The 20,693-nt window shown below is 62.8% G+C and carries 19 protein-coding genes; 6 read left to right on the top strand and 13 right to left on the bottom strand.

Annotation, left to right across the window (positions count from 1 at the left end; translation table 11 throughout):
• The first annotated feature begins 8 nt into the window (after window positions 1-8).
• Window positions 9-1,133: a dihydropteroate synthase gene (gene folP / locus ACZ5ZH_RS07740; RefSeq protein ID WP_460988098.1), complete on the top strand. Its 1,125-nt coding sequence runs from the start codon at window positions 9-11 to the stop codon at window positions 1,131-1,133.
• A 387-nt stretch (window positions 1,134-1,520) separates the two neighbouring features.
• Here the strand turns inward: folP and ACZ5ZH_RS07745 are convergent, their stop codons facing one another.
• The 5 genes from ACZ5ZH_RS07745 to glmM all read right to left on the bottom strand — a co-directional run bounded on the left by ACZ5ZH_RS07745 (window position 1,521) and on the right by glmM (window position 5,593).
• Window positions 1,521-2,210, bottom strand: a complete 690-nt coding sequence (locus tag ACZ5ZH_RS07745; RefSeq protein ID WP_464775164.1) for a L,D-transpeptidase family protein — start codon at window positions 2,208-2,210, stop codon at window positions 1,521-1,523.
• 468 nt (window positions 2,211-2,678) lie between these two features.
• Entirely contained in the window at window positions 2,679-3,278 is a 600-nt protein-coding gene (locus ACZ5ZH_RS07750) for a ribonuclease HII (protein WP_460986269.1), read from the bottom strand.
• Window positions 3,271-4,032, bottom strand: coding sequence for a bifunctional hydroxymethylpyrimidine kinase/phosphomethylpyrimidine kinase (thiD, locus tag ACZ5ZH_RS07755; RefSeq protein WP_464771112.1), 762 nt, complete (start codon window positions 4,030-4,032; stop codon window positions 3,271-3,273). Before thiD ends, ACZ5ZH_RS07750 begins: the two co-directional genes overlap by 8 nt.
• Window positions 4,029-4,253 (bottom strand): DUF1272 domain-containing protein, encoded by a 225-nt coding sequence (locus ACZ5ZH_RS07760; RefSeq protein ID WP_460986271.1) that lies wholly within the window; start codon window positions 4,251-4,253, stop codon window positions 4,029-4,031. The genes thiD and ACZ5ZH_RS07760 overlap by 4 nt, the downstream gene beginning before the upstream one ends.
• On the bottom strand, window positions 4,253-5,593 hold the full coding sequence (gene glmM, locus ACZ5ZH_RS07765; RefSeq protein WP_460986272.1) for a phosphoglucosamine mutase: 1,341 nt from the start codon (window positions 5,591-5,593) through the stop codon (window positions 4,253-4,255). The genes ACZ5ZH_RS07760 and glmM overlap by 1 nt, the downstream gene beginning before the upstream one ends.
• A gap of 89 nt (window positions 5,594-5,682) precedes the next feature.
• On the opposite strand from glmM, the gene ACZ5ZH_RS07770 reads away from it, so the two are divergent.
• Complete coding sequence (locus ACZ5ZH_RS07770) at window positions 5,683-7,080, top strand: alanine/glycine:cation symporter family protein (RefSeq protein ID WP_464771113.1); 1,398 nt, start codon at window positions 5,683-5,685, stop codon at window positions 7,078-7,080.
• Between the two features lie 64 nt (window positions 7,081-7,144).
• Here the strand turns inward: ACZ5ZH_RS07770 and ACZ5ZH_RS07775 are convergent, their stop codons facing one another.
• The 5 genes from ACZ5ZH_RS07775 to ACZ5ZH_RS07795 form a co-directional block, all read right to left on the bottom strand.
• Window positions 7,145-7,327, bottom strand: a complete 183-nt coding sequence (locus ACZ5ZH_RS07775; RefSeq protein ID WP_449473604.1) for a CsbD family protein — start codon at window positions 7,325-7,327, stop codon at window positions 7,145-7,147.
• A gap of 140 nt (window positions 7,328-7,467) precedes the next feature.
• Window positions 7,468-8,001 carry a 30S ribosomal protein S9 gene (rpsI, locus tag ACZ5ZH_RS07780; RefSeq protein ID WP_449473606.1) on the bottom strand — a complete coding sequence of 178 codons (534 nt, stop codon included), beginning with the start codon at window positions 7,999-8,001 and terminating at the stop codon, window positions 7,468-7,470.
• On the bottom strand, window positions 8,001-8,480 hold the full coding sequence (gene rplM, locus ACZ5ZH_RS07785; protein WP_097092068.1) for a 50S ribosomal protein L13: 480 nt from the start codon (window positions 8,478-8,480) through the stop codon (window positions 8,001-8,003). The genes rpsI and rplM overlap by 1 nt, the downstream gene beginning before the upstream one ends.
• A gap of 131 nt (window positions 8,481-8,611) precedes the next feature.
• Window positions 8,612-8,932, bottom strand: a complete 321-nt coding sequence (cutA, locus tag ACZ5ZH_RS07790; RefSeq protein WP_460986274.1) for a divalent-cation tolerance protein CutA — start codon at window positions 8,930-8,932, stop codon at window positions 8,612-8,614.
• Window positions 8,929-9,972 carry a COX15/CtaA family protein gene (locus ACZ5ZH_RS07795; protein WP_464771114.1) on the bottom strand — a complete coding sequence of 348 codons (1,044 nt, stop codon included), beginning with the start codon at window positions 9,970-9,972 and terminating at the stop codon, window positions 8,929-8,931. Before ACZ5ZH_RS07795 ends, cutA begins: the two co-directional genes overlap by 4 nt.
• 140 nt (window positions 9,973-10,112) lie before the next feature.
• Here ACZ5ZH_RS07795 and ACZ5ZH_RS07800 point away from each other — a divergent pair, with 140 nt between their 5' ends.
• On the top strand, window positions 10,113-12,149 hold the full coding sequence (locus ACZ5ZH_RS07800; RefSeq protein WP_464771115.1) for a hybrid sensor histidine kinase/response regulator: 2,037 nt from the start codon (window positions 10,113-10,115) through the stop codon (window positions 12,147-12,149).
• 239 nt (window positions 12,150-12,388) lie between these two features.
• Here the strand turns inward: ACZ5ZH_RS07800 and ACZ5ZH_RS07805 are convergent, their stop codons facing one another.
• Window positions 12,389-13,018 (bottom strand): 2-dehydro-3-deoxy-6-phosphogalactonate aldolase, encoded by a 630-nt coding sequence (locus tag ACZ5ZH_RS07805; protein ID WP_464771116.1) that lies wholly within the window; start codon window positions 13,016-13,018, stop codon window positions 12,389-12,391.
• Window positions 13,015-13,917, bottom strand: a complete 903-nt coding sequence (locus tag ACZ5ZH_RS07810; protein WP_464771117.1) for a 2-dehydro-3-deoxygalactonokinase — start codon at window positions 13,915-13,917, stop codon at window positions 13,015-13,017. Before ACZ5ZH_RS07810 ends, ACZ5ZH_RS07805 begins: the two co-directional genes overlap by 4 nt.
• A gap of 99 nt (window positions 13,918-14,016) precedes the next feature.
• On the opposite strand from ACZ5ZH_RS07810, the gene ACZ5ZH_RS07815 reads away from it, so the two are divergent.
• The 3 genes from ACZ5ZH_RS07815 to ACZ5ZH_RS07825 are packed head-to-tail and all read left to right on the top strand — an operon-like array spanning window position 14,017 to window position 17,542.
• Window positions 14,017-15,819 carry an IlvD/Edd family dehydratase gene (locus ACZ5ZH_RS07815; RefSeq protein WP_464771118.1) on the top strand — a complete coding sequence of 601 codons (1,803 nt, stop codon included), beginning with the start codon at window positions 14,017-14,019 and terminating at the stop codon, window positions 15,817-15,819.
• Between the two features lie 17 nt (window positions 15,820-15,836).
• Complete coding sequence (locus ACZ5ZH_RS07820; protein ID WP_464771119.1) at window positions 15,837-16,766, top strand: Gfo/Idh/MocA family protein; 930 nt, start codon at window positions 15,837-15,839, stop codon at window positions 16,764-16,766.
• 11 nt (window positions 16,767-16,777) lie between these two features.
• On the top strand, window positions 16,778-17,542 hold the full coding sequence (locus tag ACZ5ZH_RS07825) for a FadR/GntR family transcriptional regulator (RefSeq protein ID WP_464771120.1): 765 nt from the start codon (window positions 16,778-16,780) through the stop codon (window positions 17,540-17,542).
• Window positions 17,543-17,722: 180 nt separating this feature from the next.
• On the opposite strand, the gene ACZ5ZH_RS07830 is transcribed toward ACZ5ZH_RS07825, so the two are convergent.
• Entirely contained in the window at window positions 17,723-20,386 is a 2,664-nt protein-coding gene (locus ACZ5ZH_RS07830; RefSeq protein ID WP_460986281.1) for a GAF domain-containing hybrid sensor histidine kinase/response regulator, read from the bottom strand.
• Between the last annotated feature and the right edge of the window lie 307 nt (window positions 20,387-20,693).

Raw genomic sequence — 20,693 nt, forward strand, 5'->3', positions numbered from 1 at the left:
AGACCAGCATGACCCTCTCCACTCTCCCCCAGGGCGCCCGGCTCTACCTGAAGCCCACATGGTTCGTCCCCTCCCCCATCGGCCTGCCCGATGGGTCAGCGGCACGCATGGCCAACGGCCTCATCTGGTTCCAGGCCTATGAGCTAACCGCACTTCAAGGCTCCCAACGCCTCGCCCGAACCACAATCCCGGTCGCCCAGTTCGCCCAAACCATCGCCACCCTCCCCGACGCGCTCGCCGAACGAGCGCAACGTCTCGCAACAAACATCTCCGCCCAACGCCAGCCGCTCGCACTAGGCGATCGCACCATCCGCTTCGACGCGCCGCAAGTCATGGCGATCCTCAACGTCACGCCCGACAGCTTCTCCGATGGCGGAAAGCATATGGACGACCCGCAAGCCGCAGCGGACGCAGGCTTCGCCATGGCGGCCGCAGGCGCAGCGCTCATTGACATAGGCGGAGAATCCACCCGCCCCAAAGCGCCAAAGGTCTGGGAGGGCGACGAAATCGCCCGCGTCGTCCCCGTCATCGAAAAGCTGGCCACCGCAGGGGTCCCGGTCTCCATCGACACCCGCAAGGCATCCGTCATGGAAGCGGCGCTCGCAGCGGGCGCAAAGGTCATCAACGATGTCAGCGCCCTCGCCCACGACCCCCGCGCGATGGAAGTCGCCGCGCGGTCAACCTGCCCCGTCATCCTGATGCATGCGCCCTCCTCCGGAGATGATCCGCACGACAATCCCGGCGGCTATGGCGATGTCGTCGCCGACGTGTTCGACATGCTCGAAAGCCGCATCGAAGCCTGCGTCGCCGCAGGTATCACGCGTGACCGAATCATGGTCGATCCGGGCCTGGGCTTCGGCAAATCGCTCGCCGACAATCTCGCGCTGGTCAACGGCCTGTCGGTGTTTCAGGGCCTCGGCGTGCCCCTGCTCTTCGCCGGAAGCCGCAAGCGTCTGATCGGCGCACTCTCCAACGAAGCCCCCGCCCCCGACCGCCTCGGCGGCTCCATCGCCCTCGCCTTCCGCGCCGCGCAATCCGGCGCGCAGATGGTGCGCGTCCATGACGTAAAGGAAAGCGTGCAGGCCCTGCACCTATGGCGCGGCCTCGCCGACGCAGGGCTGAGCGCGGTCTGAAGCATGATCATGCTTGAGTGATCGTCACCCCGGACTTGATCCGGGGTCCCGCTTCTTTTCTGACGCTGCCGATGCAGCGGGACCCCGGGTGGAACCCGGGGTGACGGAAAATCAGCCTTAATGCGATGCTTCCGTGTAAAACGATCAGCCTCTAAGGATCGCAAACACTCTTAACCCGGCCGCCCTGAGCCTCAGGCCAACAACCCAAGCCCGTTCGGGCTGAGCTTGTCGAAGCCCCTTCCTTCTCTTCAGCAATCAACCCGGAAAGCTGCAATGACCCGCTATCAGCGCTAAGCCGCCCGCCTCCGTCCCGTTCAGACTGAGCGGATCGAAGCCCTCACCTATTCAAAACGAAGGCGTCAGACCTCCGGAAAACAGGCACGTAACCTACCACCGCCGCAACCTCGGCCGAAACACACTCGGATCAATCGCGAGCACAGGAACATCCCCAGCCGCCAATTCAACCTTCGCCTGCTCCACCACCGGCAGCTTGGCACCCGGCGTGAAAGTGACCACCGCCGTCCCCGGATCATCCAGCACCAGCCGATCCAGCATCAACGCAGGCCCCAACTCATCCGCATTCACCCGAACCAGCGTCCCAAGCTCCGTCATCCCGAACAATGTCCGCGCAAAGGCGGTAGGCAATCTTATGCAACCATGGCTCGCCGGATAGCCGGGATTATGCCCCGCATGCAGCGCCACCCCATCCCATGTCAGCCTTTGCATGAACGGCATGGGAGCGTTGCTGTAGAGGTTGGACCGATGCCATTCCCGCTTTTGCAGGATCGTGAACTCGCCCGTCGGCGTCCGATGTCCCGCCGTGCCCGTCGACACGCTCGCCACGCCCACCAGCCGGTCCCCGCTATAGACATGCACCATCTGCCGCTGAAGGCTGATGATCAGGTAAAGCGGCCCATCAAACGGCCCCTCCTCTAGCCAACGATAGCCGCCCGGCTGCACCACCTCACCATCCGGAATCGCGGACTCAGCAGCAGCGTCACGCGTCGGCGAAAGAGAGGTTATGGCGACCAGCGCCAGCAGGAACGGCATCACGCGCATAAAGACTTTCTTAGCCATAATGCGCGGCCGCGCCAGCCAGTACGGGACTATCGACTCACTATTCTTAATCCCGTCGTGGCACAGGTTAAGAAGTCTTGATCCTGTCCGCGCTAGGCCGCGTGATCCTTCTAGAGCTTCGAGCTTTAAATCGGCACCACCTCCTTTTGCCGTTCGCCCTGAGCCTGTCAAAGGGCTCCACTTCTTTTAGAAAGTAGAGGGCTTCGACATCCAAACGAGGCAAGTGACTCGTTCGGACAGCCCGAACGGGGTTGAGGAATTCAGATAAAGGCACGACGCTCTAATCCGTTCAGCATCGACGTATCACGCCAACGAGGGGGGTGTGAAAGCCAGATTCAAATTTGAGGGCCAAGCTCCCACGGATCCATCCCGTCAGGGCAGAAACTAGCCACTCTTCGGTCTATCACCCGCTCGATATCACCTGAATCAAGCAACGGCGGCTACCCGGCGGTCAATTCGGCCGAAGCCCTACAACAGGACCAGCTGAGCGACCGGGGCAAAGCTGCGGCGGTGCAGCGGCGTCGGACCATGTTCCCGCAACGCCGCCAGATGCATCGGGCTACCATAGCCCTTGTTGCTTTCCCAGCCATAATGGGGATGCACCGCCGCCGCCTCTATCATCATGCGGTCGCGCGCTTCCTTGGCCAATATCGACGCAGCCGCGATCGACAGGCATTTGGCGTCGCCCTCCACCACAGCCGTCGACGCCCACCGCCATTTCGGGCAGCGATTGCCGTCCACCAGCACATGCGCGCAATCATGCGCCAGGGCCTCCACCGCCCGCGTCATCGCAAGCATTGTCGCCCACAGGATGTTGATCTCGTCAATCTCCTCGACCGACGCCACCCCAATCCCCCAACACAGCGCCCGCGCCTTGATCTCGACCTCCAGCACGGCGCGCCGCGCGGCGGTCAGTTGCTTGCTGTCGTTAAGGCCGTCCGGGCAATCCTCCTGCCGCAGGATGACGGCAGCTGCCACCACTGGCCCCGCAAGCGGCCCCCTGCCCGCTTCGTCCACACCCGCGACCAGGCCCGGATGATGCAACCGCTCATGCGCAAAATCAGGCATGCTGGTGAAACCCGAACGGCGCCCCCATAGGCCCATGACCCTGCCCCAGCCCCGGCGCCAGCATCAACGCTTCTCGAACATATTTACGAGCAAATTCAATAGCTTCTACCAGTCCCGATCCCTGCCCCAGCCGAGCAGCAATAGCACTGGCCAAGGTACACCCGGTCCCATGCGTATGAATCGTTTCAATTCGCGCATTGCTCCATGACTTTACTAACCCCCGCGGCCCAATCAGCCGATCCGTCAGCATCGCCCCCTCGCCATGCCCACCCTTCGCCAGCACATGCGTGCCGAAACGGATCGCAATCTCCTCGCCCCCCAACGCCTCCATCTCAGGAATGTTCGGCGTCACCAAAGTCGCCAGCGCCATCAACCGCTCAAACGCCCCAATCGTCGCCTCATCCGCCAGCACCGATCCACTTGTCGCGACCATCACCGGATCGAATATGACCGGAACATCGACCAATTCGGCCAATCGATCAGCAACGGCCTGCGCAGTTTCAGCCGAACCGATCATCCCGATCTTCACTGCATCAACACCGATATCGCTGATGACGCTATCCATCTGCCGCAACACCATATCGGTGGGCACCGCATGCACGCCCTGCACCCCCAGCGTATTCTGAGCCGTGATCGCAGTGATCGCCGTCATCGCATGCCCACCCAGCAGCGTGACTGTACGGATATCCGCCTGAATGCCAGCCCCCCCGCCACTGTCCGACCCGGCGATGATCAAAATGCGCGCGGGCTTCATCCCTTGTAGTGACGCTCGGTAGAGGCGGGATGGCGCGCAAGCGCATCGCCTATGCGTGTCGGCCGGTCCATCAGTTCCCCGCCGCAATTAGGGCAACGGTCATCAAGCGCCTCGGCACAAGCAGCGCAAAAGGTGCATTCGAATGAGCAAATGAACGCACCCGGCTCCGCAGCTGGCAGATCCTCGCCGCATCGTTCGCAATCAGGACGCATATCCAGCATCAGGCTGCCACCCTCGCCACCGCGTCGCATATCCGTTCGACGACGTCCTTCACCTGATCTTCCCGATCGCCCTCGGCCATGACACGGATCACAGGCTCTGTGCCGGACGGACGAATGACCAATCTGCCGCAACCATTCAATTCACCCTCCGCCTGCGCGATCACCCGCTTGACCTCCTCATGCTCCAGCGGCTTGCCCCCGGAAAAGCGGACATTTTTGAGTAGTTGAGGCACGGGATCAAACTGATGCAGCACTTCGCTGGCGGGCTTGCCCGCGCGAACAAGCGCCGCGAGCACCTGTAGCGCTGCAACAGTCCCGTCGCCGGTCGTCGCATAATCGGACAGGATCATATGTCCCGACTGTTCACCGCCGACATTGAAGCCACCCTCACGCATTCGCTCCAGCACATAACGATCCCCAACCTTGGTACGCTCGAGATTAATGCCTTGCGCAGCCAGATAGCGCTCCAGGCCGAGGTTGGACATAACCGTCGCAACCAATCCGTCCCCCCGCAGCAATCCGTCGCGTGCGAAATTGCTGGCGATCAGCGCCATGATCTGATCGCCATCAACGATCTGGCCCTTCTCATCCACGACGATCAGCCGGTCGGCATCGCCGTCAAGAGCGATCCCGATGTCCGCACCGGACGACACGACCGTTTCCTGGCACAGAAGCGGGGAGGTCGATCCACAACCATCATTGATATTGATGCCATTCGGCGTCACCCCAATCGCGATCACCTCAGCGCCCAATTCCCAAAGAGCCGAGGGCGCGACCTGGTAAGCGGCGCCGTTCGCGCAATCGACGACGATCTTCAGCCCATCGAGGCGAAGGTCAGCGGGAAAGCTGGACTTTACCGCATGGATGTAGCGGCCCCGAGCGTCCTCGACCCGGCGCGCGCGTCCGATTTCCGATGAAGCCGCGAGCGGGATGTCCTGATCCAGCATCGCTTCAATCTTCAACTCATCTTCATCGGACAGCTTATAGCCGTCAGGTCCGAACAACTTGATGCCGTTGTCGGCATAGGGATTGTGACTGGCCGAAATCATGACACCCAGATCGGCACGCATAGAATGAGCAAGCAGCGCCACGGCAGGCGTTGGAATCGGCCCGAACTGAACAACGTCCATCCCCACCGCAGTGAACCCCGCGACCAACGCGTTTTCGACCATATAACCGGACAGGCGCGTATCCTTTCCGATCACAACCCGATGCCTATGACTCCCCCGCTGAAAATGCTTTCCGGCGGCCATGCCGACCTTCATCGCCAGTTCTGCGGTCATCGGCCATTGGTTCGTACGGCCCCTGATCCCGTCGGTGCCGAAATAACGCCTGCTCATGATTTCTGTCCTGCAACGCGACCTAAGTTGCCGTCGTCCATAGCAATCTTTGTTCGACTTTCCACTGGCCAGCAGTCATCCCATAGCAGATGGACGGTTTCAATGCAGCGGTGGACGCGCTTTCAAGTGCGGTCTTCTTCAAGGTGCCCGTTCTGGGTGTCTGGATCGAACTGATCGTCCTTTATCTTGCGGTCCCGATGTTGTTTTTCACCATCTGGCTAGGCTTTCCCAATGTCCGCACTGTGGGACGGGCGCTACGGATATTGCGGACCCAGCCAGACGCAGGCGAGGCCAAGGGCGACGTCAGTCAGTGGGGCGCTTTGACCACAGCGCTCGCCGGGACGATCGGCCTCGGCAACATCGCCGGGGTCGCGGTTGCGTTGACCATGGGTGGGCCGGGCGCGATCTTGTGGATGTTCGTGATCGGCTGGTTCGCAATGACCGTGAAGATGGCCGAAGTAACGCTCGGCCTCAAATACCGGACGTTCGATCAACGCGGCCATGTGCATGGTGGCCCCATGTATGTGCTCAAAGCCATAGGCACGGCCCGAGGCTGGCCCCGTCTAGGACTTACGCTCGGCGGCCTTTACGCCTTCTTCGCCCTGTTTGGCGCGATCCCGATGGTGCAGGTTAACCAGAGCTTCGCGCAGGTGAAGGTTGTGACCGGTCTCTCTAACGGCTGGGCATATGGCGTGCTTCTGGCCGCCGCCGTGGCGTTGGTGACATTGGGCGGCGCGGCATGGCTTGGCGAGGTCGCGAAACGGCTCACCCCGCTCAAGGTGGCCGTCTATCTCATTGGTGTCGCTGCCGTCCTCATCATCCACGCGCCAGCTATACCCGACGCATTGGCCCAGATATGGCACAGCGCCTGGAATGGAAGCGCGGCCACAGGGGGCGCTGTCGGCGCCTTTGTCTCGGGAATGAGGCGAGCGGTCTTTGCGAGCGAGGCCGGTGTCGGCTCCGCGGTGATGGCGCATAGCCTCGCAAGGGTGCGCCATCCGGTTTCAGAAGGCATGGTGGCCCTGCTCGAACCGCTGCTTGGAACGATGATAGTCTGTTCGGTAGGAGGTCTGGCGCTTGTGGTCGCGGGCACTTGGACATCTGGATTGGAGGGCATCGCAATCACATCTGCCGCCTTCGCGCAGGTATCACCATGGTTTCCATGGCTACTAGCGGCCGTCGTTGTGCTGTTTGCCTATTCGACGCTTGTGGCGTGGGGCTTTTACGGCCTTCAGGCTTGGGGGTATCTGTTTGGTCATGGGCCAAAGGCGCAGTGGAGCTACAAGATCCTCTATATCCTCGCGTTGCCCCCCGCCGCCGCGATCGACCTAGGTCGGGTTGTGGATATCGTTGATAGTAGCTTCTTCCTGATGGCGATCCCCAACATCATAGCGCTCTATCTCTGTGCTGGGGAATTACGGCGAGACGTGCTTGCCTATCTAAGCGAAGCGGAAGAACACGCCTCTCCAAGCGGATTTAAGGACTAGCTGATAAGCGAAAGGCCCCACCAGTTGGCGAGGCCTCTCTTAAATTATATCAGGTTAGGTTGGTTCAGATCTTGTCGCCAAGCGCACCCTTCACAGACCCTTTGATGTCCTGAGCGGTGCCCTTAGCCTGCTGCGCCTTTCCCTCTGCGACCAGATCGGCATCATTCTGGTTCCGGCCCGCAGCTTCCTTGACCGCTCCAGCAATCTTATTGCCTGCCGCTTTAACCTTGTCAGTCATTTCACCCATAACGTCCTCCTATCGAAAGCTACGATGGGTCAACAACTTGGAGTAACCGAAGGTTGCCACCGGTACGATTGCGCAACGGTTGCAGACAAAGAAAAAGGGGCCGGAAAACCGGCCCCTTCCAAAATAATGGTAGCTGACGCTTAGCGCTTCGAGAACTGGAAGCTGCGGCGAGCCTTGGCGCGGCCATACTTCTTACGCTCGACGGTACGGCTATCGCGGGTCAGGAAGCCTTCGGCCTTGACTGCGCTGCGCAGCGCCGGCTCATACTTCGTAAGAGCCTGGGCGATGCCGTGCTTGACCGCGCCGGCCTGGCCAGACAAACCGCCGCCCTTGACGGTGGCGATCACGTCATACTGACCTTCACGCTCAGTGATACCGAAGGGCTGGTTGATCACCAAACGCAGGGTCGGGCGAGCGAAATAGATTTCCTGATCGCGGCCGTTGACCGTGATCTTGCCGGTGCCGGGCTTCACCCAGACGCGGGCGACGGCATCCTTACGCCGGCCGGTGGCGTAGGCGCGGCCGAGGCTGTCGATTTCCTGGGCGCGCAGAGGAGCCGAGGGCTGAACAGGAGCGATCGGCGCGTCGGCAGCGACGGTCTCACCAGCGGCGGGCGCGGGAGCGTTGGCGGTCAGCGACGCGAGGTCGGACAGGGACTGGCGGTTATCGGACATTATGCACCCACCTTGTTCTTGCGGTTGCGCGATGCGAAATCGAGCACTTCGGGGTTCTGCGCTTCGTGCGGATGTTCAGCACCGGCGAAGATGCGCAGGTTGCGCATCTGCTGACGGCCAAGCGGACCACGGGGGATCATGCGCTCAACGGCCTTTTCAAGCACGCGCTCAGGGAAACGGCCTTCCAGGATCTTGGCGGGCGTGGTTTCCTTGATGCCGCCGGCATAGCCAGTGTGCTTGTAGTACACCTTGTCTGTCAGCTTGCGGCCGGTGAACTTCACCTTGCCAGCGTTGATGATGATGACATTGTCACCGCAATCGACGTGGGGCGTGAAGCTGGTCTTGTGCTTGCCGCGAAGGATGTTCGCGACGGTCGAGGCGAGGCGGCCGACGACGAGACCTTCCGCGTCGATCAGGATCCACTTCTTTTCGACCGTTGCCGGGGTTGCCGGCTTAGTGGTCTTCATCAGCGCCTTCATGGTGCCAATCTCCAGAATGAAATAGTGAATTGAACGCGTTTTGAGGGCGTTCAAAGATGGGCGCTAATGACCGGCGAGGTTCAAGAAGTCAAGAGATTCGGCGGGTTTCCTGACGGGTAAAATAATACCCGTCACTTTGCGATCTGTTCGGCAACCCATTTTGCGTAGCTTAGATCGGCGCTTTCCACCGGCAATGCGAGGATCGCGGGCACTTCATAGTCGTGAAGTTCTGCGATCCGCGCCATCAGCGCGTCGCGGCGCGAGGGCGTGGTCTTGAACAATACCGGCACCTCCGCCGCGCTTTCCAGTACGCCGTTCCATTCATAGAGCGACGTCGCAGCCCCGAGCATGTTGGCGCAAGCAGCAAGCCCTTCCCCGATAAGCTGGCGCGCGACCCGGTCGGCGGCCTCCGCCGAGCCGAAGAGCGTGTAGACGAGCGCGACGCCGCTCACGCCCGGCGCGACCCGACCGCATGCGCGCCCCAGGCGGCGGAAGCGACGACGAGGGCGCCGACCGCCTGATGCAGCACCGCGAGCGGCAAGGCGATGCCGCTGACGACAGTGGCGATGCCCAGCGCGATCTGCGTGCCGACGGCAGCGTTGATGGCGATCGAGGGACCGCGCCGCCCCGCCCGCTTTGCCTTACGCGCAAGCAGGACCAACATCGCGGCGGCAACCCATGCCCACCAGCGATGGATGAAATGGACGAGATAAGGGTCGCTGGACAAGGTCGCCCAAAGCGATCCCAGCCACGAAATCCCCTCCGGCACGAGATGGTCGTTCATGAGCGGCCATGTGTTCGAGACATAACCGGCGTCGAGCCCAGCGGTGAACGCGCCGAACATCAGCTGGACCAACAGCACCAGCAGAGCGACCAGCGCAAAGGGCTTCAGCGCAGCAGGACGGGCGGCAGGGTTCCGCGCCAAGGCAAACAGATCAAGCGCGGTCCAGATGAGGCCGCCGATGATGAAAAGTGCCGTCAGCAGATGAACCGCGAGCCGGTAATGGCTGACATCGGTGCGCACGGACAGGCCAGAAGTCACCATCCACCAACCAATCGCACCCTGAAGGCCGCCGAGCGCCAGCAAAGCGACGAGACGCCAGCCGTAGCCGTACGGGATAGCGCGGCGAAAGGCGAACCACAGGAGCGGCAGGGCAAAGGCGAGGCCTATCAATCGTCCAAGAAGCCGATGCACCCATTCCCAGAAGAAGATGAACTGGAAATCGGACAGGGTCATGCCCTGCCGCAATTGCTGATATTCGGGGATCTGCTGATAGAGGCGGAAGGCGTCCATCCACTGATCATGGGTCAGCGGCGGAATGGCGCCGGTGATCGGTTTCCACTGCGTTATCGACAGGCCCGATTCGGTAAGCCGGGTAATGCCGCCCACCACCACCATGCAGAAAACGAGCGCTGCCACCGTGAGCAGCCAGCGGGCGATCGCGACGGGACGGGAAACATCCATGGCCGGGCGAAGGGCAAGTTCAGTCATGGCGCCGATCCATGCGCCGATGCCCGGATTGTTGCAAGAGGGCGACCATAGGACAAAAGGTCGCAACGCTCCGTAACGAGCGGATACAAATCAGCGGACAGGCGTATCCCGTCTATGCACTTCTTAACAGAGGATAATCGATGAGCGCCCCGGCGACCGACATTGCCGGGATGATCGCTGCACAGGGTCCGATCGGAGACCTGACGGCGCGCATCGGCGACGGGTCCCCTCTGGGGCCGGTCAGCCGATGGTCGCCTGCGCTGATATCCACGGTGCGGCTGATGCTGTCTTCCAAGGCGGAGATCGTGCTGTTCTGGGGGTCGGACCTCTGCGCGCTCTATAATGAAGCCTATGCGCCGACGATCGGCGACAAGCATCCGGGGGCATTGGGCCGTCCGGCGCGGGAGAATTGGGCCGAATTATGGGACGATCTGGAGCCGCTGCTGCTGTCGGTGATCGAGCGGGGCGAGACGGTGCATGCCAAGGATCGCCCCTTTTACATCGAACGCGACGGCGGCCGTGGCGAGGAAGTCTATTTCGATATCAGCTATTCACCCGTGTTCGAAGCGGACGGGTCGATCGGCGGGGCGCTGTGCATCGTCAGTGAGACGACGCAGCGCGTCCGAACCGAGCGCGAGATGCTGGCGGATAGGAACCGATTATGGACGCTCGCCCGCGACCCATTTCTGATCGCCGACATGGACGGCACATGGCTGTCCGCCAGCCCCGCATGGACGGACATATTGGGATGGAGCCAAGAGGAGCTGATCGGCCGCACGTCGGAATGGATGGAGCATCCCGATGATGTCGCACGCGTCCGGAAAGAAGTTGACACGCTCCAGCAAGGCGTTCCCTCGCTGCGCTTCGAAAACAGGTTCCGAACAAAGGACGGCGGCTATCGCAACTTTAGCTGGACGGCCGTGCCGGACAATGGGCTGATCTATTGTGTGGCGCGGGATGTCACCGAACAGCGCGCCCATGCCCGCGCGCTTGCCGAAGCGGAAGCCGCGTTGCGGCAAGCGCAGAAGATGGAGACGCTAGGCCAGTTGACCGGCGGCGTGGCCCATGACTTCAACAACCTGTTGCAGGTGGTGACGGGCAATCTTGAACTGCTCCAGCGCGGCCTCAAAGATAATGAGCGGATGCGCCGTGCGGCGGACAATGCGATGGCGGGCGCCGAACGTGCGGCCATGCTGACGCAGCGGCTGCTCGCCTTTTCCCGCCGCCAGCCATTAGCGCCCGAGCGCGTGAACCCCAACCGGCTGGTGAGCCGCATGTCGGAGCTGTTAAGCCGCACTTTGGGCGAGCGGATCGAGGTTGAGACGATCCAGACCGCGCGCGCCTGGCCGATCGAGGTCGATCTTAATCAGATGGAAAATGCGCTGTTGAACCTGGCGGTCAATGCGCGCGATGCGATGCCCGATGGCGGCAAGCTGACCATCGAGGTCGCCAACACGCATATCGATGACCGTTACGCGGCGCAGGAAGAGGATGTGCAGCCGGGGCAATATGTGCTGATCAGCCTGTCGGACACGGGACAGGGCATGGATGCGGAGACGTTGAGCCATGCGATCGAGCCGTTCTTCACCACCAAGGAGGTGGGTCGTGGCACCGGGCTTGGGCTGTCCATGGTCTATGGTTTCATCAAGCAATCCGGCGGCCACATCCGGGTGTATTCGGAGGTCGGCGAAGGGACGAGCGTCAAGATTTACCTCCCTCGTTTCCATGGCCTGGTGCCCGCAAATGATCAATTGGAGGAGGCACCGCCCCCGGTCGTAAGCGGGGGCGATGAGACGGTTCTGGTGTGCGAGGATGACGATAAAGTCCGCGCCTATGCGGTCGAGGTGCTGAACGAGTTGGGATATCGGGTGATCGAAGCCAGTAACGGAGCGGCGGCGCTGGATGCGCTGGAGCAGGCCCCGGTGCCGGTCGATCTGCTATTTACCGATGTCGTGCTGCCCGGTGGGATGACCGGCGCCGACGTTGCGCGGGAAGCGGCGGTGAGGCGGCCAGAGCTTAAGATCCTGTTCGCGACCGGATATGCGCGCAACGCTATTTTCCACCATGGGCGGTTGGACCCGGGGGTGGAGTTGCTGACCAAGCCTTTTACTTACGCGGAACTGGCGGGGAAGGTGCGTGAGGTGTTGGACCGGCGGGAAGAGCAGCGGGTGGGGTAAGGTTGAGCTTTGGAGTGGCTTCGCTTCGCTCGGCCTGAACCGGGGGTGAGGGAGTTTAGTCCCGCCAAAGCCTAGCCTTGATCCAATCACTTTAAATCCATTCGGGCTGTCCAAACGAGTCACGTGCCTCGTCCGGATGTCGAAGCCCTCTCCTTTCTTGAAGAAGGAAGTGGAACCGTTGGCTTCGCCGGCCTTCGGCTCGACAGGCTCAGGGCGAACGGAGATAAGGGTTAGCGCACTTAGCCAATGGCGCGCCATGCCGTGACCAACGCCCTCGCGCGTTCCGCCACCGTCGCGGCATTGTCGCCGGGGCGGTATAAAGCGCCGCCGACGCCAATGCCTTCGCAGCCTGCGCCGAGCCATTGGCCGATCGTGTCGGCGCCAGTGCCGCCCACTGCCCAGAGGCCGACATGGCGCGGCAGCACTTCCTTGACGGCCTTTATATAGGCGGGGCCAAGGCTGGCGGCGGGGAACAGTTTCAGGCGGCGGGCGCCAGCGCGAACGGCGGCGAAGCCTTCGCTGGGGGTCATGAAGCCGGGCAGCATATCGAAGCCATATTGCGCGCCTCGCGCGATGACGGCCGGGTCGGTGTTAGGCGTGACCATGATGCGTCCGCCGGTGCGACGCAGATCGTCCACCGCCTCTACCGTCAGCACGGTGCCGCCGCCGATCAGCGCGGTGGCGCCGAACGCCTGTTGGAGCGCGGTGATGCTTTCGAAGGGTTCGGGCGAGTTCAGCGGTACTTCGATGATGCGGATGCCCGCATCGATGAGGGCCGCGCCGATCTCCACCGCCTCTTCGGGGCGAAGGCCGCGCAGGATTGCGGCGATGGGGGGTGCGCCGGCTGCAAGAAGGGAATCGAGGGTCATGCGGCATTCTCCGGAAGGGTGAGGCCAGCGAGGACGCAATCGTCGCCGCTCAAGGATCGGGAAGGCAGGCCCTGCGCCTCCAGCGCCTCTGCATAGCGGGCGCAAAGACGCTGGTCGCCGATGAGGGTGATGCCGCTTACTTCGCCGAGCATGGCGCGCACTTCCGCGATTTCGCAGCCGATGAGCAGGCCGGAGAGGTAGCCAGCGGCCCAGTCGGGGGAGCGTCCGGCGCGCAGGCGTTTGGCGCGGGCGGCGAAGAGGTTGGTGAGGAGGCTGCCCTCCCCTGCCCGGTCGAGACCTTCGGCGAAGCCTTCCGCTTCCTGGGCAGCGTCGGCGGGGGCGGCTTTGGAGCCGAGGGTGGAGTGATCGCGCAGCAGGGCGAAGAGTTCGCCGGTGGGCACGGTGCGAAAGCTGACGATGCGGCCGTCCTCCACCAGCGACCATTTATTGTGGGTGCCGGGCAGGACGATGAGGTGGCGGCCCTGCGCAAGGTCAGGATGGCGATGCATCGCGCCGAAGATTTGCGTTTCTTCGCCGCGCATGACGTCGGGCACGCCGTCCTTGTCGGTGCAGGCCAGGCCCGCGAGGATCGTGACGGGCGTGCCTTGCCAGTCGAAGCGCATGGCCGCAGTGCGCCATTGCTCCGCGGTTGCGGGGCAGTCGGCATAGGGCGCCTCGACCCAGCCATCGCGCGCGCCCGCCATGCCGCACAGGCGGATGCTGCCGGGGGTGCCGTCTTCCAGCCAGGGGGCGATCGTCTGCGCGAAAGCGGCGGCGGCGTTCGCGCCCGCTTCGGCGATGCCGAGGCCTTCGCGGCGGGCGGTGACTTGCCCTTGCTCCATGCGGAAGAGGCGCAGGCGGCTGGTGCCCCAGTCGCCGACGACGTCATAGCTGCTCATGCCGAAGTCATTTCCGTTCTTGTCTGCTTATTTGTATGAGTATATGCAACGGCCGATAGCGTCAATGCGTCGCGCACCTCATGTCTTTCAGGAACTCTCATGGCCGCTTCGTCTCAGCCCAACCGGAAATTGCGCAGCCGCGCCTGGTTCGACAATCCCGACAATATCGACATGACGGCGCTCTATGTGGAGCGTTACCTGAACTTTGGGCTCAGCCTGGAGGAACTGCGCAGCGGCAAGCCGATCATCGGCATCGCGCAGACGGGGAGCGACTTGTCGCCCTGCAACCGGCATCATCTGGTGCTGGCCGAGCGCATCCGCGAGGGGATTCGCGAGATGGGCGGGATCGCGCTGGAGTTTCCGGTGCATCCGATCCAGGAGACGGGCAAGCGGCCGACGGCGGGGCTGGACCGCAACCTGGCCTATTTGGGGCTGGTCGAGGCGCTGTACGGCTATCCGATCGACGGCGTGGTGCTGACGACGGGCTGCGACAAGACGACGCCCGCGCTACTGATGGCGGCGGCGACGGTGAACATCCCCGCGATCGCGCTGTCGGTCGGGCCGATGCTCAATGGCTGGCACAAGGGGCAGCGGACGGGATCGGGCACGATCGTCTGGCATGCGCGGCAGCTGCTGGCGGCGGGGAAGATCGATGATGAGGGCTTCATCAAGCTGGTGGCTTCGTCGGCGCCCTCGACCGGCTATTGCAACACGATGGGCACGGCGACGACGATGAACAGCCTAGCCGAGGCGCTGGGGATGATGTTGCCGGGGTCGGCGGCGATCCCTGCTCCCTATCGCGACCGGCAGGAGGCAGCGTGGCGCACCGGCAAGCGGATCGTGGAGATGGTGGCGGAGGATTTGAAGCCGTCCGACATATTGACGCTGGATGCCTTTCATAACGCGATCTTGGTGAATTCGGCGATCGGCGGATCGACCAATGCGCCGATCCATCTGGCGGCGATTGCCCGGCATGTCGGTGTTGAACTGCCGCTGAAGGATTGGGAGACGGTGGGGCATGACGTGCCGCTGCTGGTGAACCTGCAACCGGCGGGCGAATATCTGGGCGAGGATTATTATCATGCCGGGGGCGTGCCTGCGGTGGTGGGACAGCTGATCGCGCAGGGCCTGATCCGCGAGGGCGCGATGACGGTCAACGGGCGGACGATGGGGGAGAATTGCCGGGATGTCGGAATCGAGGATGAGAATGTCATCCGTCCTTTTGCCCAGCCGCTGAAGGAGGAGGCGGGATTCCTGGTGCTGTCGGGCAATTTGTTCGACGCGGCGATCATGAAGACGAGCGTCATCAGCGAGGAATTCCGGCAGCGATACCTGTCCAATCCTGACGATCCCAATGCCTTCGAGGGGCCGGCGGTCGTGTTCGACGGGCCGGAGGATTATCATGCGCGGATCGACGATCCGGCGGTGGGCATCACGCCCAACACGCTGATGTTCATGCGCGGCGCGGGGCCGATCGGCTATCCGGGCGCGGCGGAGGTGGTGAACATGCGTCCGCCCGCTTACCTGATCACCGAAGGCGTGTCCGCCCTACCCTGCATCGGCGATGGGCGGCAGTCGGGGACTTCGGGAAGCCCTTCGATCCTCAACGCTTCGCCGGAGGCTGCGGCGATGGGCGGGCTGGCGCTGCTGAAGACCGGGGACCGGGTGCGGATGGACCTGGAGGCGCGGACGGTGAATGTGCTTATTCCCGAAGAGGAACTGGAAGCGCGGCGCGCGGCGCTGCGGGCCGAGGGGGGGTATGCTTATCCCGCTTCGCAGACGCCGTGGCAGGAGTTTCAGCGGGCGCTGGTGGGGCAGTTGGACAAGGGCGCGATCCTGGAGGGTGCGGAGAAATTCCAGCGGATTGCCCAGACTCAGGGCCTTCCGCGCGACAATCACTAAGAGATAAGGGAAGCGGCATGAGCGGCATCATCAAGGCGGGGCTGGTTGGCTTGGGCAAGATCGCCCGCGATCAGCATCTGCCCGCTATCGAACAGACAAGCGGCATCGATCTGGTCGCGGTCGCCAGCCGCAACGCGCAGGCGGACGGGGTGAACAATTACCCTACGCTCGACGCGATGCTGGCGGAAGAGCCGGACATGAATGCGGTGATACTGTGCCAGCCGCCGCAGGTGCGGTACGAAGCCGCGCGCAAGGCCATATTGGCGGGCAAACATGTGTTTCTGGAAAAGCCCCCCGGCGCGACGGTGACGGAGGTCGAGGCGCTGATCGCTCTGGCGAAGGCGCAGGGCGTGACGCTCTATGCGAGTTGGCACAGTCGCCATGCCGCCGCCGTGGGACAGGCGAAGGCATGGCTCTCCGTGCGCAAGGTCACGCGCGTGTCGATCGAGTGGCGGGAAGATGTGCGGCACTGGCATCCGGGCCAGCCGTGGATTTGGGAAGCGGGCGGCTTTGGCGTGTTCGATCCGGGCATCAATGCGCTGTCGATCCTGACCGAAATCATGCCGGAGCCGGTGACGATGCTGTCCGCCAGCCTGGAAGTTCCTGCCAATAAGGACGCCCCCATCGCCGCTGCTCTGAAGATGGCAAGCGCGTCCGGCGCGCCGATCGATGCAGCGTTCGACTGGCGGCAGACAGGTCCGCAGACATGGGACATTGCGGTCGAGACAGACGATGGCGCGCTGATCCTGTCAGAGGGCGGAAACCGCCTGACGCTGAACGGGGACGTCATGGTGCAGGCACCCGACCATGAATATCCCGATATGTACCGCCTGTTCGTCGAACTGGCGGGCCAAGGCGCGATCGATGCGGATACCAGCCCATTGCGGCTGGTGGCTGACGCCTTCCTTTGCGGCAAGCATTGCCCTACGGCGGCGTTCGACGATTAGACAAAAGGAGCATGGCATTGGGGAGGGAAGACCGGCGTCCAGCCGAACGCAAGTTCGGACATGAGGAAGGCGGCCTTCGCATTCATCAGGCCATTGCCCGGCAGCTTGGCACTGCCATCGTCGCGGGAGTCCACAAGCCCGGCGATATTTTCGAAGGCGAGATCGAGGCCGCCGAACGGCTGGGCGTGTCCCGCACCGCCTATCGGGAAGCGGTACGCATTTTGGTGGCCAAGGGCATGCTGGAAAGTCGCCCCAAGGCTGGCACGCGCGTCCTGCCGCGCAGCCGCTGGAATGTGCTGGACCCGGAGATGCTCGCCTGGATGTTCGCGGGAGAACCCGACCCCGCCTTCGTCCGTGACTTGTTTGAACTGCGCGGCGTCATAGAGCCAGCTGCGGCGGAACTGGCGGCGCGGCGGCGCACCGATGCGCAGCTTTCGGCGATGGAACAGGCGCTGATGAGCATGCACGATCATGGCCTTTCGTCCGAGGAAGGACGCGCGGCCGATCAACGCTTCCACCGTGCGATCCTTGCCGCGACGCAAAATGACGCTCTGGCCGCGCTGGCGAGTTCGGTGGGCGCGGCGGTCAGCTGGACCACGACATTCAAGCAGCGGAAGAAGTCGCCGCCGCGCGATCCTTTCGCGGATCATCGCGCGGTGTTCGATGCGATCGCCTCGCAGGATGCGGACGGGGCGCGATCGACGATGGCGGAGCTGCTGCGGCTGGCGCTGGCGGATATGGATGTTGCGCTTTCCGGGCCGGGGGTGGGTTCTTGATCGACGCTATTGGGAGGGCAAACGGCATTTTTGCGATCAAGAGCCTGGGCAATTTTCTGTCATGCCAGCGCAGGCTGGGATCTCGGGCAAGGCCGTACTGCACCTCCTGAGATCCCAGCTTCCGCTGGGATGACGGGACGGGGGTGTCTTTTTGTGGAGCGGGCCGTGACGCCGATCGGATCAGCTTTGATCGATGAGGTCCCGAAGGCGACTTGCCAGTTCCTGTAGCGTGAAGGGTTTTGCGAGCAAGGCGATGTCCGGGTCCAGCTTTCCGTCGCGCAGGAAACCATCGCGGGTGTAGCCGCTGGTATAGAGGATCTTGAGGTCGGGTCTTAATGCGCGGGCCTTTTCGCTCAACTCCTTGCCGGACATTCCCGGCATGACCACATCGGTGAAAAGCAGGTCGATCGGCTGATCATCCGCTTCGATCAGGCGCAGTGCAGCGTTGCCGTCGGCTGCCTCCAGAGCCCGGTAGCCAAGTTCGCGCAGAGTCTCGACGGAATAGGCACGCACGCCGTCGTCATCTTCCACCACCAATATGGTTTCGCCATTGGCTGACAGGTCGTGCGGGGCGGCCTTTTCCTGCGCCTCATCCGCCTCTCCGATAAAACGCGGCAGGTAGATTTTTACCGTGGTCCCCTGCCCCTGTTTCGACAGCACTTCGACATGGCCGCCCGATTGCTTAACGAAGCCGTAGACCTGACTGAGGCCGAGCCCCGTGCCCCGGCCGATTTCCTTGGTGGTGAAAAAGGGTTCGAAGATGCGCGTCAGAACGGGGGGCGCCATGCCCGTGCCGGTGTCGCTGACCGCAACCATCACATAATTGCCCGGCGTCACATCGCCGCAGGCGGCGGCATAGCCGCTGTCCAAATGTGCGTTGCCGGTTTCGATCGTCAGCGTCCCGCCGTCCGCCATGGCATCGCGGGCATTCACCGCGAGGTTCAGCAGCGTGCTTTCGATCTGGTTGGGATCGGCCTCTACCAACCATAGATGCGGGCCGTTCACCGTTTTCAGCTGAATAAGTTCGCCAAGGGCGCGCTTCAGCAGATCAGAAAGCCCGTCCACCACCCGGTCCAGGTACAGCGGCTTGGGCGACAAGGGTTGCCGCCGGGAAAAGGCGAGCAGCCGCTGGGTGAGCGACGCCGCACGCTCGGCCCCCTGCCGCGCATTGGCGATCGCACGGCTGATCTTGGCCGGGTCCGATCCCTTTTCCAGATTGCGTTCGGCCAGTTCGATATTGCCATTGATGACGGTCAGCAGATTGTTGAAGTCGTGCGCGATGCCGCCGGTGAGTTGCCCCACCGCCTCCATCTTCTGCGCCTGACGCAGCTGTTCCTCGACCGCCCGTTTTTCGGTGAGATCGCGCGTCACCTTTGCAAATCCGATCAGACGGCCCTGATCGTCATGAATGGCATCGACGATGATGCTGGCCCAGAATTCGGACCCGTCCTTGCGCACCCGCCAGCCTTCGGCCTCGAACCGCCCGGCGCTGGCCGCGACCTGAAGGGTGTGGGCTGGCATGCCCGCTTGCTGATCCGGATCAGTGTAGAAGCAGGAGAAGTGACGCCCGACGATTTCATGGGCCGTATAGCCCTTGATCCGTTCCGCCCCAGCGTTCCAGTTGGTGATCGTGCCGTTCGCGTCCAGCATGCACATGGCGTAATCGGTCACTCCCTGAACCAGCAGGCCGAAGCGCCGTTCGCTTTGTTCCAGTTCGCGGAAGGCGGCGCGAATCTGTTCGGTGCGCTGTTCGATCCGCTGTTCCAGCGTGGCGTTCAGCTGGCGCAATTCTCCTTCCGCCACCGTTCGCGCCGCGATTTCCCGCTGCGCCTTATGATGGAGGCGGGCATTATCGATGGCGATCGACGCGTGCCCGGCGACACCGGCCATGATCTTTTCATGTTCGGCGGTGAAGCGGCCGGGCAGATGATGACCGAAGAAGAGGCCGCCCTGCACTTCGCCGCTTTGCGAGATGACCGGCACCGCGAGATAGCTGGTGACGGGCAAATGACCCGGGGGCATGCCCTTGTGCGGGGCGTTATGACCATAACGGGCGTCCTGCCGAATATCATCGGACCGGACGATGCCCTCGCCCAGGAAAGTGGGTGCGAAAACGGCCGTGTTGCGCGGCATGGGAAAGTCGGCAAAGGCTTCCCTTGGAACGCCCGAAAGGCTGTACAGCATGTAGCTCTCGCCATGCTGGTCGATGAGATTATAGAAAAAGGCGCCGAATTCAGCGCCGGTCAGTTCCACGGCGGCGTCGGTGATCGTCTGAACGACTATGTCCAGATTCGGCTCGGCGGCGACAGCGGCGCCTATGCGATTGATGATCTCGAACGAGGTCTGCAACGACACGTTGCGCACGGCGGCCCCGACAAGCCGGGCAAGCTGGCCGAGCAAGTCGACCGAAAAATCGTCCGGCGCATTTGCCCGTGACCAATAGGCGCCGATCGCCATCGGCTGCGATCCGGTTTCGACCGGCGTCATCACCATGCTGCGGACGAAGGTGTCCGCGTACAAATGATGGGGGACGCGCGCGTCGGCGAAAATATCGGGGATGACCGCCGCCTCCCCATGCGCCATCACCCAGCCGGAAACGCAGGCCGAACGTGGGAACCTTTGCCCCTTCCACAGCGGTTCGACGGCATCTTCGGCGACGTATAGGCAGTCATCGCCCTCCGCCAGCACGACCGTGATGCCCTGCGCCCCTGCGATGGTACGCGCCGCCGTCCGCACGACTTCCACCACGTCCTCCAGCGAACGGGCGTTCGCCAGACGCTCCGCTGCCGCGAACAATGGCGTCCATCGGTGAGGAGCGTCTTGAGCAGGCAGCAACGTGTCCAACAAAGCAGCTTTCGGAAATTGGGACGCCCCAGCATAACGCTTTGTTTTTGAACCGCCAACCGCCCGAATTGCCGCAAGATGGTGAAAAGCTCTTAACCCTGATTGCATAAACCGGGGTTGATGAAGGTCAGGGCGGCGAGGCGGGCAATCGGTTATGATCACGCCGAGGCTGCACGATCGATTCGCGTCGTTCAGCAAAATGGCTGGGAGGCGGCATGGCGGACATGGATCGCCTGCGCCAGATGCCCGCCGAGCTTTTCGGTGATGAAGGGAAAGCGCATCCCGGACAGCCGCGTGCTCGTGCAGT

The sequence above is a fragment of the Sphingobium sp. TomMM7A genome (assembly GCF_055397305.1).